Source organism: Bacillus cereus group sp. N12, from assembly GCF_016483575.1.
In the GTDB taxonomy this organism is placed as follows: domain Bacteria; phylum Bacillota; class Bacilli; order Bacillales; family Bacillaceae_G; genus Bacillus_A; species Bacillus_A toyonensis.
Map to the genome: position 1 here is coordinate 1 of NZ_JAEHBO010000109.1, position 13,105 is coordinate 13,105.

Here is a 13,105-nt window from a genome sequence, read left to right on the forward strand (position 1 = left end):
TCATTATACCGTGCCGTTTCAATCTCCTTACTACACTTTGGTGAGGATGGCCATACGGATTGCTACTCCCATACGAAAGAATAGCGAACTGTGGTTCTACTTTTTTTATAAACGTTTCACTTGTTGAAGTATATGAGCCATGATGCCCAACTTTTAATATATCTGCATGTACATCAAATTGCTTTAATATCTCATGTTCCGTCCGTACATCAGCATCGCCCATCAATAAAAAGTCAGCCTTTCCATATCGAACCTTTAAAACAATTGAGGATTCATTATTTTCATCTTTCGATTTCCCATTGTTTAATACCTGTATAGAAACATGTGGATCTAGCGGTATATATTGTCCTTCCTTTACCGAAACAAAAGGTATTCCCCTTTTCTTAATATTATTTCGATACGTATGATATGTAAAAGAGCTATATGTTTTTCCGCTATCTAGTATAAGTGAGACCGGCATTTGCTCTACAATCGGAATTAATCCACCAATATGATCCATATCAGGATGCGTACTGACAATAACATCTAAATGGTTTATCCCTTTTTCGATTAGTTTTTGAATAATAACCTCTCCTGCTTCATAAGGTCCTCCATCAATTAACATTGTTTGTCCATTTGGCAATACAATAAGTGTTGCATCACCTTGTCCAACTTTTAAAAAGTTCACTTGCATTTTACTAAGATGTTGCCGCTGCATATGTAAAGGAGACGTAGCATGAATAGACATCATATATCTTTTAGCCGAGGTACTATTTAAAGAAAAACATAATAAAACAGAAATTAACAACAAAATACTTCGTATACCCTTCATAACTCGTCTCCTTTTTTTCACTTAGTATGGCACGGGATATAATTGATATACAAAAAAAGCTTAGCAAAATGCTAAGCTTTTATTTTGATATTTCTTGTAAAGAACCGAAGAATAAATCTGCTTCATTCATTTGTTCACTCTCTTCAGAAAGTAGCGGTAAATCATCTAATGTTTTCAATCCAAATGTGTCCAAAAATTCTTTTGTCGTTCCATATAAAATAGGACGTCCTGGACCTTCTGCTCGGCCAGTTTCTTTTATAAGTAAGTGTGAAACTAACGTTTGTAGTGCCTTGTCCGTTTTCACCCCTCGAATCTCTTCCATTTCTGTCCTTGTAATCGGTTGACGATATGCAACGATCGCTAACGTTTCAAGAGCAGCTTGAGAGAGTGAGGCAGCTGTTGGGATATCTATTAATTTCTGATAGTACGAAGCATGTTCTTTCTTTGTAGCAAAGCGATATACTTTTGCATATTGTACAATTTGCAAACCGCGATGTGCACCTTCATATTCTTTTTGCATTTCTTCTAAAATATCTATTACTTCATTCACTTCAATTTCAAGAACTTTCGCTATTTGTTCTGGATAAATCCCTTCATCACCAGAAACAAACAAAAGCCCTTCAATGATTGATTTTTGTTCTTTTCTATCCATTGTCCGAGCTCCTTCCTCTTATTTTCTCATTAAAAATACACATCAAAAAACCGAATCACAATCAATGCGTTCGGTTCAATATTTCTTTTCTTGTTCCAAACGATTCATTAAAACGTAACATGAGATAAACTGTTTCTCTATCCCATTTCCCATACAAGCTCTATGCGGATTTATTAGAACTCGATACAAAAATTTCATCAAAATTATGTTCTTGCTCAATGCTAATTTGTTGTTTTTTCATAAGCTCAAGAACCGCTAAAAATGTTACAACCATTATTTCACGTTCTTCATCAGCAAACAAATCATAAAAACTTTGACGGCCACCTTTTATTTCTAACTGTTTTAGAATATCAGTCATTCGTTGTTCAATTGGTATTTCTTGACGAGTAACTCGTGCTGTTACAGGTTTCTTTGCTTTTTTACGGCGCATTAATTTTTGAAATGCCGCTAGCATATCATATAACGTAACATCAAGAGGTAAGCTTGTCTCCTCTTCTTGTTGCAACGATGTAAAATCAATTGGCGGACGTGTATATAGCTGTGCTCTTTCTTGTTCTCTTTCTTTTAACTCAGTAGCAACTTGCTTATATTTCTTATATTCAATTAACCTCTCCATCAATTCTTGACGAGGGTCATCTATAAAGTCATCACCATTATCAAGTACATCTTCTTCATGTTTCGGCAACAACATTTTACTTTTAATTTGCAATAACGTTGCAGCCATTACTAAATACTCACTTGCAACATCTAATTGTAGTTCTTTCATCGTATGGACATAAGACAAATATTGTTCTGTAATATCCGCTACAGGAATATTATATATATCAATTTCATAACGATGTATTAAATGTAACAATAGATCTAAAGGCCCTTCAAAAGCCTCTACTTTAAAATTATACTGCACAAAGCATCCCACCACATTTTTTCTATAACAACATAAGTATAGAGCATACTCATGTTCTATCCAACCTTTTTAAGAAATTTAATTAAAAATAGACCTATGCCTATGTCATCATGCCCACAGCTTCATATGATAACAGTGTAGTAAGAACAATGTAGGAGGTCAAAAAACTATGGGTCACGTTGATTGCGGTTTTAGCGGTGGGTTCGCATTACTTGTTGTACTGTTTATTTTACTAATTATTGTAGGGGCAGCTTGCTTCTGCTAACATGAACAATAAACGACTAGGGAAAATCCCCTAGTCGTTTATTGTTCATATTTCTATGATACACTTGTATTTATAACCGTTAGATAGGGGCGAAAAATATGTATCCTACCGAATACATACAATTTTTAATTCATTTTCACGGAGACTATGACTATTTTGAATGTCACGAAATATTGGAAGAGTATTGGAAAACCAAACCGAGAGGAAATCGTGATGATTACTTAGTCGGTCTCATTCAAGTGGCAGTTTCTTTATACCACCAAAGACGCACTAACTGGAATGGCGCCACAAAGATGATGAAAAGTGCAATCACAATTTTAGAAAAAAACAGTGCACTTTTACAACGTTTAGGAATCAATCAAGCGCAACTTCTACCCTTACTCACTGAAAGAGTGCAATCTATACAAAAAAAAGAAAGTTTTGTACCGTTATTTTTACCATTATCGGACACATCATTGGAAAAGAAATGTATGCAGTTATGTCAGAAACAAAACCTTCCGTGGAAAGATATGAACGCTACTCCTAGTGAATATATCCTACACAAGCACACATTACGTAATCGAACAGAAGTCATCACTGAACGCAAAGAACAATTACAAAAAAGAAAGCAGAGATAATAAACTACTTATCCCTGCTTTCATGAATGTATATTTTGTTCAAGCCCTTTACACTTTTCGCAAAAACTTGTTGTTTGCTCATTTCCGCAAATTGTAAAATCAAGAAATTTGCTCTTTAACTCTTGAACCATCATCGTCCCAATTCCCATATGACGATGAGACGGGTTCACACTCAAATGCTGAATTTCTAATACTTGATTCTCTTTTTTTACAATCCCCATTATTCCAACAAAATCTTCATTTTGCTTCCACAAATACAATTGCCAATCCTCTTTCGCTTCATACTCTTTCATTGTCAATTGTAATGTTTTCACATCTTTTTCAGTTGGCATAAACGAAAGAAGCCCCATTGCAATTTTTTCATAACTTTTTTTAAAACGAATTAACATAACCCTTATCCCTTCTTACAAAAGTTACAAACTATGAATCCCCTCAATCACTCTTTTCATATCACATTCATTTTACAATATTTTCAACAGAGTGAGAAGAGCCTAAAACAACTTGATAATCATACAAAGCGAAAAGAAGAAAGTCAAATATATGTTTCAGTACTATTTCTTTCTAAGTAGATTTTAAAAAAAGACAATGCTATATGATAGTTAAAAGTAACATCCGCTACTCATTACCGCTTCATTATTAGTCACCATAGAGCAACTTAATTCTAGCAAAATTAATATAATAAAAAATGTTTATTGAAACATATAATCTAGTGTATTCTATGTAATTTGTTAAAAGTTTGTTCTCATAAGTCATATATTTTAGCAACAATTACAGTACAGTTTGTATCATGTACTGTAAAGAAAATACTCATTCCTATTTAAAAAATAAAAAAAGAGAGCAAAAGCTCCCTTTTTCCATAACTTACTCTTCCCAAACTTTAACTTCTTTCATTACATCGCCTTGACGCATGTTTAATACTGTTTCAATACCGCTTGTCGCTTTACCAAATACAGTATGTACGCCATCTAAATGCGGTTGTGGCTCATGAACAACAAAGAATTGGCTACCACCTGTGTTACGGCCAGCATGTGCCATAGAAAGTGATCCTACAAGGTGTCTATGAGGATTTCCATCAGTCTCACATGGGATAGAGTAACCTGGGCCACCTGCACCTGTTCCTGTTGGGTCTCCACCTTGGCTTACGAAGCCAGGAATAACGCGGTGGAATGTCACACCATCATAAAATCCTTGCTCTGCTAATTTTTTAAAGTTTTCTACTGTTTTCGGTGCTTCTTCTGGAAAAAATTCCAATTCGATTTTTTCACCATTTTCCATTAATATGTATCCTAAAGTTTTCATATGTATATGTCTCCTTTCAAGTATCTCAGCACTATATTACCACATTCATGACTAGAAACAAAAAAGAATCCGACAATCTACATACTTCTTTTTCGAAATGTGGACAAAGCTAGGTGACAAATAAGAAATATATACTATAATAACTGTGTTGCCCGAAAATTTTAGAAAGAGAAAGGGAGCGATTTTTCGTGAAAACGAAATTACTAGCTCTGCTATTAGCTGTAACGGTATTTATGATGCCAACAGCTTCATTTGCAGACATCATTGAGGGAGAATCAATTGTTACACTAGGAGAAAACTTATCTGAACAACAAAAACAAGATCTGTTACAAGAAATGAAAGCACCGAAAGATGCTACAATTATTACTGTGTCTAATGCGGAAGAACATAAATTTCTAGAAGGAATTGTTCCAAAAGCACAAATTGGTACGCGAGCAATTTCCTCTTCTATGATTACATACACAAAGCCAGGATCTGGTCTCATTGTACGTTCAAAAAACATTAATTCAATAACAGATGCAATGTACACAAACGCACTTATTACAGCAGGTGTGAAAGATGCAGAGATTCAAATTACTGCACCATTTAAAGTTTCAGGAACTGCTGCTTTAACAGGTTTAATGAAGGCCTATGAAACAACATCGAACAAAGCAATTCCTGAGGAAGTAAAAAAAGTAGCCAATGAAGAAATGGTGCAAACGGCCCAGCTCGGCGATAAAATTGGTGAAGAAAAAGCAGTTCAACTTGTTGCAAAAATTAAAGAAGAGATTGCAAAAGAGCAGCCAAAAACAACGGAAGATTTACGTTCATTAATTAAAAAAATTGCTGATCAACTCGGCATTACATTAACGGATGAACAGTTGGATAACTTAGTAGCGTTATTTGATAAAATGAAAAATCTTAATATCGATTGGAATCAAGTTGGCAGTCAGTTAAATAAAGCAAAAGAACACGTTTCTGCCTTTTTAGGGTCTGAAGAAGGGCAAAGTTTCCTAGATAAAGTTAAAGATTTCTTCTCAAGTATCATTGATTTTGTTAAATCTTTATTCAAGTAAAAAGAAGCTCGTCAGTGACGAGCTTCTTTTTTATACAAGTAACGGTAATTTCATAACAGCTTCTTCAACCGAACGAACAACATGATTTGCTTTCTCCTTCACATATGGATGAGCATGATGAAGAGTAAATGAATGCGGGGTTACTTCAAACATTGAAATGTCATTAAAAGAATCTCCAATGCAGGCAACTTCATTTGCTTCAATTTTTAAATGTTCCATTAGTCGCCTTAAAGCACTCCCCTTACTTACACCCCTTGGCATAATATCAACATAACGTTTACCTGATATAAAAACTTCCGCTTCACTGTGAAACGTATTTCGTAACTCTTGATCTAATGCTACAATTTTCTCTTCTTCTCCAAATACAAATAATTTCGCTGGATGTACAGTCTTACCAAATTCTTCTTCTAACGCTTCTATTTCAGCAATATGTACCCCCATATACTCTTCAAAAGTATGATGATTTTCATTTTTTCTTTTTGTATATCGCTGCTCATTTGCACAAACAATATCTGCTAGTCCTTTGTTATGTATATATCGATATATTTCCTGGGCAACACTATCTTCAAAACTTGATTCATGAAATATTTTACCGTCCGGCAGTAACATTGTCGCCCCATTTAAACCTGTTGTGTAATACGGGAATGAAAACTTTTTTACGACTTCATCAATTCGGTGAGTAAAGCGGCCAGAGGCAAAACAAATATTTGTCCCTTTTTCAGCTAGCCAACAAAGTGCACGTTCATCTTCTTTTTGCATATCATTCACATTGTAAACGAGCGTGTCATCTAAATCACTTACAAATAATTTAATCATGTCCTCTTCCCCTTTCATACACAATATCTACTCTAAGTGTACACAAAAAATGTTTGGTTTTTGTTAAAAAAAAATAAATTTTCAATAAAAAAATAAACGGGAGCATAATCCCGTTTATTTTTGTCTTCTTACATTTTGAGGTCGCACAATACTAGGACGCACTTTTAAACTAGACATAGTTGGTCGGAGTAAAATTTTCGTTAACGCGCCCCAATCAAATGGTAGAAACGGCCATAAATACGGTGTTTGTAAACTTTTTATAGACGTTAAAAATAAAATCAATATCGTCATTCCAATTACAAACCCTATCTCATGGAAGAGACCTGTTAAAATAATTACAAACAATTTCCCAACCTTATTTCCTAGTCCTAATTCATAGCTCGGTGTTGCATATGCCCCAATCATCGAAACAGCTACATATAAAATAACTTCTGGTACAAACAACCCTACATCAATGGCAATTTGACCAATTAATATAGCAGAAATTAACCCCGCCGCAGACGATAACGACGTCGGAGTGTGAATGGCAGCCATTCTTAAAAACTCAAGTCCGACCTCTGCCATTAACACTTGTAATAAAATTGGTAAATGCGTCATCTTAGTCGGTCCAATAAAAGCAAGATTCGGTGGCAAAAGAGTTGGATCAAATACAAATACTAACCAAAATGGTAATAAAAATAACGAGAAAATAACACCTAAAAAACGTACCCAACGTAAAAATGTACCTACAGCTGGATTTTGTCTAAATTCTTCTGCATGCTGTAAATGGTGGAAATATGTTGTTGGAGTGATCATAGCACTTGGTGATGTATCAACAAGTACTAACACATGTCCTTCTAACAAATGGTTCGCTGCTACATCTGGCCTTTCTGTGTAGCGAATAAGCGGGAATGGATTATAACCTTGTTTGACTACAAATTCTTCCACCGTTTTATCCGCCATCGTAATCCCATCTACTTCAATATTATTTAATTCTTGTTTTATAATCTTCACTAAATCTGGATTTGCAACATCTTGTACATATGTAATACAAATATCGGTTTGTGATCTATCCCCTACTCGAACCATTTCATTTCGAAGACGTGGGTCGCGGATCCTTCTACGGATTAACGCTGTATTTACAACAATATTTTCAACAAAACCATCCCTTGCACCACGTACTACCTTTTCTGTATCTGGTTCTGTCGGTGTCCGCCCCGGATAACTACGAACATCAATTGCAAAAGCTTCCGTTTCACCTTCCACAAATATAACAATAAGCCCTGATAATACTTGGAGCATTACTTCATCCATCGTTTTTACTTTACTTACTTGTTGATGAATTAAACGATTCTCTAAAAGCTTTACTGTATCTTCTTCTACATCCCTTATTTCATTTGTATCCACCGCTTCTTCTAAAATAGGGATAATATAATTCGTATCACAAAGTCCATTTACAAATAACACACCAATTTCTTTGTTTAAAATTTGAAATTTACGAATACCAACATCATATGTGACACCCAATCCAACAGTTTGCTTTAAGTAATTTTCATTATCACTTAAAAAAGACGAAATCGGGATATTCACTTTTTTAGGCTTCGTCATAAAACCCACTCCTTTCCAAAATTAATTGAATTGCTTTTCTAGTAATAGGTGATCCTCGCTCCCATTCATCATTTCCACACATCTTGCCAATATCACCGACCCCCACAATGACTGGAACATTCAAATCATCTAAACAATAAATCGTATCCCCACTAATCCTGCCAATTTCACCATCTGGAAGTCCAAATTTATCAACACCGTATTCTGTTAAATTCCCATTCCGATCTACGCTTACATCTACACGCGCCCATTCCCAATGATGTGTATTAGATGCTACCGCTAAAATACCAAGTACATCAATTTGTTTATGTGTGGCTACATATTTTAAAGCCTTTTCACCAGATCCTTCTCCAATAAATCCACTGTCATCAAACATGACAAATACAGGGTCATATGGCGTTTGCATAATAAGCTCAACAACTTTCTTCCCTGTCAATTTGGTTGGATTACTTTGCGATGCTGAAATACACCTGCCCCCAAATTCCTTTGTTAACAGCTCAATTGTCCGCTTTGCATATTCATCTCCATCTGTTACCAAAACAACCCTTCGTCTCATTTGATTTATCCTTTCGGTTTACATATAAGTGCTACAAAAAATGAAAATAATATAGCTGCGGAAATGCCCGCAGACGTTAAACTAAACATGCCGATACCAATTCCTAAATACCCATGTTTTTCCGCCGCATGCATTGCTCCGTGTAATAGTGAATGTCCAAAACTTGTAATAGGGACTGTTGCTCCAGCACCTGCAAATTTTATAAGCTTATCATACAATCCGAATCCGTCTAAAATGGCTCCGACAACTACAAAACTTGCCATTAAATGGGCCGGTGTTAACTTTGCAAAATCTAACAATACTTGTCCAATTACACAAATCGCTCCTCCTACAAGAAATGCATATACAAAATCCACAATTCACTCTCCTTTAACTCTTTCAAACACAACGCCATGCGCAATTGTTGGAATCGTTTCCTTTTGTTGCATCATCATTGGGCTCAATAAAGCCCCCGTTGCAACGACAAAAATGCGTTGTAAATTCCCTTTTTGCATTTCACGTAATAAGTGGCCGTATGTGACAACAGCGGAACAAGCACAACCACTGCCACCTGCAAACACTTCTTCTTGATTTGAATCATAAATCATTAATCCACAATCATTGTATATATGCCCAAGGTCATAACCTTCCTCAAGTAAAAGTTGTTTTGCAATTGGTGTCCCAACAGCCGATAAATCACCAGTAACAATCAAATCATAATCAGCTGCGCTTCTTCCTAAATCTTCAAAATGCTGTTGGATTGTATGAGCAGCAGCTGGTGCCATTGCCGATCCCATATCTAAAGGGTTCATAATTCCTAAATCTTGCACTTTTCCAATCGTAGCTGCCGTAATTTTAATTGCACTTTTTTCTTTGCTAATTAATATGGACCCTGCACCTGTAACAGTTGAATTTGCGGTTTCTGGCTTTTGTCCCCCATACTCTGTTGGATAACGAAATTGCCTTTCAGCCGTTGCATTATGACTACTCACCGTAGCTAAGACACGATTCGCAAATCCACCGTCTATAAATGCTGATCCAACTGCTAAAGTTTCCATTGACGTCGCACAAGCGCTAAACATTCCTAAAAAAGGAATCCCCCACTGACGCGCAACATAATTCGCTGTCACTGTTTGATTTAATAAATCGCCCGCTAAAAAGAAATCAATTTGTGATGTTTTTATATTCCCTTTTTGCACTGCTTGTTGCATTGAGTCTGACATTAATTTTCGTTCAGCAAGTTCCCAGTTTTCCTCTCCACAATGCAAGTCATTATATGAAATATCAAAATATTTTCCAAGAGGGCCTTCAGCTTCTTTCGGACCGACAGCAGTACCCGTTGCATTTACGTAAATATCATTTTGAAATACCCACGTTTGTTTTCCTGTCAACCTCATACTCGCCCCTCCTTTAAGACATAAAAATTTTAAAAGTATATCTTATTAATCCGATAATATATGCTCCAATAACGCCAAACACGATAACACTTCCTGCAAGCTTAAACATGTTTGTAGCAATCCCTAGAACAATCCCCTCACTCTTATGTTCTAGCGCAGCGCTCGCCATAGAATTTGCAAATCCTGTAACTGGTACTGCCGATCCTGCTCCAGCAAATTGACCGATTTTATCATATACACCACATCCTGTTAAAATCGCCGACAATAAAACAAGAGTTGCAACTGTCGGATTTCCTGCCTCTTGTTCACTAAAGTGAAAATAATGTATATAAAATTTCATCAATATTTCTCCGACTGTACAAATGAGCCCACCTACAAGAAATGCCTTCACACAATTTAGTAAATAGTTTGGCTTTGGATGGTACTCCTTCACTTTATTTATGTAATCATCTTTCAGTTTTCGGTTTGTCATTTATATATTGCCTCCTACTTTACGAAATAAATCCAGTGAAACAATGAGCCTATTACTTTGCCAAGTACAAGAGCAACGAGTAAAACAACAATTTTCCCCTCTACCCCGACTCGTTTCGCTAAAATAGGTAAAACATTTAATACTTCCGTTAATGCCGCAGCAAGCATTCCAATGAATGTACCACAAAATAAACCTAATATTACAAGCCAATATTGCGATGTTTGAAATGTAATGTTTTTCAAACTACACCAAGCCCCAGTTAAAGTTCCCGCAATGACAGCCCACTCAAAATATTGAATATGCTTTCCACTTCTCGTTAATTGAGCTAAACGAGGGATTATACCAAGTACAGCCAAAAAGGCAACATATCCGCTACCTACTGCAATCCCGCCAGCTAAACCAATTAATATAACAAACCCACATTCAATCATCGGCAAGCTGTTTCGTGTTATCCTTGTTTTCATTAACAATTACATATTGATCAAGCGACTGTTGATATTGAAACATCTCAACTTCTAACGGACTCGGCTCTTCATTAATTCGCTTTTGAAATACATGATTAAAAAATAAAACCATACCTAATCCAAGACCTACTGAATAGGGAACTTGAAATAATAGTGGTTGCTCCTTAAACTCTCCAGTAATCATGTAATATAACCGCTGGTGTACTTGTTGCATACTTACATCCTCATGGAAATAAATGATCGCAAGGGCCGCCCCAATGAACAACAACAACCATACAAGCCCAAAGAAAATTGGGGGCACTTTCTTTTTTTCATATATAATTTCAACAAGAGTTTGTCCAGAACCTAGTAAATTAATTTGTACATGAGATGCTTTTTGTTGAATAATTTCAATTACTTTCATAACATCAATTACAACATGCGTCTTATCATGTGCTGTTACGTTGTAAACTATTTCATTTTGTAAAGACTCAACTACAAAAGAATCTCCTGCAAGTTGAGCGACATCACTCAGCTTTATTCCATACGCAGGAGAAATTTTTAAACGATTGCGCATTTTAATATAAATCGTTCCTTCCAATTTTCATTCACCCCTTCACTCTTCCTCGTAGTTGTAGTATGGTTATTGAATTTTTTTCTAATACAATTTTTTCATAAAAAAACATCTGTACCGTTTCGGTACAGATGTTTTTAGCTTATGCCTTTTTCTTAAATAAATTTGCGATACTTAATGCAAGTCCTCCCCAAATGACTACGATACCAATAACCATCATCATAATCGCTGATCCACTCATCATGAAACACCTCGATCTTTCCATTCTTTTTCAAGCTGGGCAGAATCTGAATGTATTTGTGCATTCCATTTTTTCAAACCAATGACTAGTGCGACTAGAAGGAATGCTGCCGCTATCGACCAACCATATGTTACAACAAATTCCGTCGGATAATCTCCGTAGTTCTTTTTAATATTTTGGATTACACCATCAATTAACATATACCCTAACATGAGTGGAGTAATAACGAGTAAACTAACTCTCCAAAACGTTCCTAATTTTATATCAGATACAAAGTTAGCATGATTTTGGTAAATAGGTAGACGGCGCAAGATAAGACCTATCGTAACCACTTCAGCTAGTGCAATTGTAATTAATCCAAAATTATTAGCGAAATAATCAACAACATCTAGAAACATAAGCCCACCACGTGTTGCAAAAACAAGAGAAACTAACACGAGAAGTGTTCCCATAATTCCAATCGTCTTTTGACGACTCAAACTAAATTTTTCAGATACAGCCGCAAAGCATACTTCCGCAAGTGAAATGAGTGATGTAATTCCAGCAACAGTTAACGATAAGAAAAATAATACTCCAAATAACGGTGACATCGGTAATTCATTAATAATTTGTGGGAATACTACAAACGCAAGCCCTACGCCAGCACTCGCAACTTTATCAACTGGTACCCCCATGTTATTTGCCATAAATCCAAGAGCAGCAAAAACTCCAATTCCGGCTAATAATTCAAATCCTGAATTTGCAAACCCTGTAATAAAAGCATTATTTGTTGTATCTGAGTTTTTCGGTAAATAACTAGAATACGTAATCATAATTCCGAATGCTAGAGATAAACTAAAGAAAATTTGTCCATAAGCAGCAAGCCATACTTTCCCATCAAAAATACGACTCCAGTCTGGTTTAAAGAATGCATCTAACCCTTGCATCGCACCTTCCATCGTCACTGCACGAACAACGATAATTAAAAACATAACAACTAATAAAGGAATAAAAATGCGGTTAACAACTTCGATTCCTTTTTTAACGCCTTTGAATGCAACGCCAAGCACAATAATCCAAACGAGAGCTAACGGAATTAATACTTCTGGCACAAGCCCCCCAAATTGCCCTGGTTTATCTGCAACATGTAAATATTCTTTAAATAAAAATGATTGCGTGTCTTTCCCCCACGCTCCAGTAATTGCAAAATACGTATACGAAATAGACCAAGCGATAATTACTGCATAATATGTTGAAACGATAAACGTTACACACATTTGCCACCATCCAATAAATTCAGCACGTGGATGAATACGGAAGAATGTAAGTGGTGCAGAACCACGATGACGATGCCCAAGAGCGAATTCGAATGCTAGCAATGAAATACCAGTCGTTAATAATGCAAATAAGTACGGTAAAAAGAATGCACCTCCTCCATTTTCATACGCTGTATAAGGA

The 13,105-nt window shown here is 35.8% G+C and carries 18 protein-coding genes; 3 read left to right on the forward strand and 15 right to left on the reverse strand.

Annotated features, from left to right (window positions below; genetic code table 11):
* The 3 genes from JDS92_RS27470 to scpA all read right to left on the reverse strand — a co-directional run.
* A partial coding sequence (locus JDS92_RS27470) for a ComEC/Rec2 family competence protein (protein ID WP_199632843.1) occupies nt 1-811 on the reverse strand: 811 nt, incomplete at its 3' end.
* Between the two features lie 79 nt (nt 812-890).
* On the reverse strand, nt 891-1,463 hold the full coding sequence (gene scpB / locus JDS92_RS27475; protein WP_000375175.1) for a segregation/condensation protein ScpB: 573 nt from the start codon (nt 1,461-1,463) through the stop codon (nt 891-893).
* Between the two features lie 160 nt (nt 1,464-1,623).
* Complete coding sequence (scpA, locus tag JDS92_RS27480) at nt 1,624-2,367, reverse strand: segregation/condensation protein A (RefSeq protein ID WP_001199750.1); 744 nt, start codon at nt 2,365-2,367, stop codon at nt 1,624-1,626.
* Between the two features lie 169 nt (nt 2,368-2,536).
* Here scpA and JDS92_RS27485 point away from each other — a divergent pair, with 169 nt between their 5' ends.
* Both JDS92_RS27485 and JDS92_RS27490 read left to right on the forward strand, forming a co-directional pair.
* On the forward strand, nt 2,537-2,632 hold the full coding sequence (locus tag JDS92_RS27485; RefSeq protein WP_000510194.1) for a YjcZ family sporulation protein: 96 nt from the start codon (nt 2,537-2,539) through the stop codon (nt 2,630-2,632).
* Between the two features lie 98 nt (nt 2,633-2,730).
* The gene (locus tag JDS92_RS27490; RefSeq protein ID WP_199632844.1) at nt 2,731-3,249 is read left to right on the forward strand and encodes a DUF309 domain-containing protein; all 519 of its coding nucleotides are present in this window, start codon (nt 2,731-2,733) and stop codon (nt 3,247-3,249) included.
* Nucleotides 3,250-3,269: 20 nt separating this feature from the next.
* Here the strand turns inward: JDS92_RS27490 and ribT are convergent, their stop codons facing one another.
* Nucleotides 3,270-3,638: a GNAT family N-acetyltransferase RibT gene (gene ribT, locus JDS92_RS27495; protein WP_199632845.1), complete on the reverse strand. Its 369-nt coding sequence runs from the start codon at nt 3,636-3,638 to the stop codon at nt 3,270-3,272.
* Between the two features lie 472 nt (nt 3,639-4,110).
* Entirely contained in the window at nt 4,111-4,548 is a 438-nt protein-coding gene (locus JDS92_RS27500; RefSeq protein WP_000853789.1) for a peptidylprolyl isomerase, read from the reverse strand.
* 188 nt (nt 4,549-4,736) lie between these two features.
* Between JDS92_RS27500 and JDS92_RS27505 the strand changes: the two genes are divergently transcribed.
* Nucleotides 4,737-5,603, forward strand: a complete 867-nt coding sequence (locus JDS92_RS27505; RefSeq protein WP_199632846.1) for a DUF1002 domain-containing protein — start codon at nt 4,737-4,739, stop codon at nt 5,601-5,603.
* Between the two features lie 30 nt (nt 5,604-5,633).
* Here the strand turns inward: JDS92_RS27505 and JDS92_RS27510 are convergent, their stop codons facing one another.
* The 10 genes from JDS92_RS27510 to JDS92_RS27555 all read right to left on the reverse strand — a co-directional run.
* Nucleotides 5,634-6,437: a Cof-type HAD-IIB family hydrolase gene (locus JDS92_RS27510; protein ID WP_002059967.1), complete on the reverse strand. Its 804-nt coding sequence runs from the start codon at nt 6,435-6,437 to the stop codon at nt 5,634-5,636.
* 96 nt (nt 6,438-6,533) lie between these two features.
* Nucleotides 6,534-8,006 carry a spore germination protein SpoVAF gene (gene spoVAF / locus JDS92_RS27515; RefSeq protein WP_000165603.1) on the reverse strand — a complete coding sequence of 491 codons (1,473 nt, stop codon included), beginning with the start codon at nt 8,004-8,006 and terminating at the stop codon, nt 6,534-6,536.
* Nucleotides 7,993-8,562, reverse strand: coding sequence for a stage V sporulation protein SpoVABEA (gene spoVAEA, locus JDS92_RS27520; protein ID WP_001254416.1), 570 nt, complete (start codon nt 8,560-8,562; stop codon nt 7,993-7,995). Before spoVAEA ends, spoVAF begins: the two co-directional genes overlap by 14 nt.
* 5 nt (nt 8,563-8,567) lie before the next feature.
* Nucleotides 8,568-8,918: a stage V sporulation protein AE gene (gene spoVAE, locus JDS92_RS27525; RefSeq protein WP_000348322.1), complete on the reverse strand. Its 351-nt coding sequence runs from the start codon at nt 8,916-8,918 to the stop codon at nt 8,568-8,570.
* A 3-nt stretch (nt 8,919-8,921) separates the two neighbouring features.
* Nucleotides 8,922-9,938: a stage V sporulation protein AD gene (gene spoVAD, locus JDS92_RS27530; RefSeq protein WP_001241169.1), complete on the reverse strand. Its 1,017-nt coding sequence runs from the start codon at nt 9,936-9,938 to the stop codon at nt 8,922-8,924.
* A gap of 13 nt (nt 9,939-9,951) precedes the next feature.
* Nucleotides 9,952-10,410, reverse strand: a complete 459-nt coding sequence (gene spoVAC / locus JDS92_RS27535) for a stage V sporulation protein AC (protein WP_199632847.1) — start codon at nt 10,408-10,410, stop codon at nt 9,952-9,954.
* Nucleotides 10,411-10,424: 14 nt separating this feature from the next.
* Complete coding sequence (gene spoVAB, locus JDS92_RS27540; protein ID WP_000568664.1) at nt 10,425-10,841, reverse strand: stage V sporulation protein SpoVAB; 417 nt, start codon at nt 10,839-10,841, stop codon at nt 10,425-10,427.
* Complete coding sequence (locus tag JDS92_RS27545) at nt 10,834-11,454, reverse strand: stage V sporulation protein AA (protein WP_098911567.1); 621 nt, start codon at nt 11,452-11,454, stop codon at nt 10,834-10,836. Before JDS92_RS27545 ends, spoVAB begins: the two co-directional genes overlap by 8 nt.
* A gap of 115 nt (nt 11,455-11,569) precedes the next feature.
* Entirely contained in the window at nt 11,570-11,671 is a 102-nt protein-coding gene (locus JDS92_RS27550) for a methionine/alanine import family NSS transporter small subunit (RefSeq protein WP_002093318.1), read from the reverse strand.
* The coding region (locus JDS92_RS27555; protein ID WP_199632848.1) for a sodium-dependent transporter at nt 11,668-13,105 on the reverse strand (1,438 nt) is incomplete at its 5' end. The genes JDS92_RS27555 and JDS92_RS27550, both read right to left, overlap by 4 nt.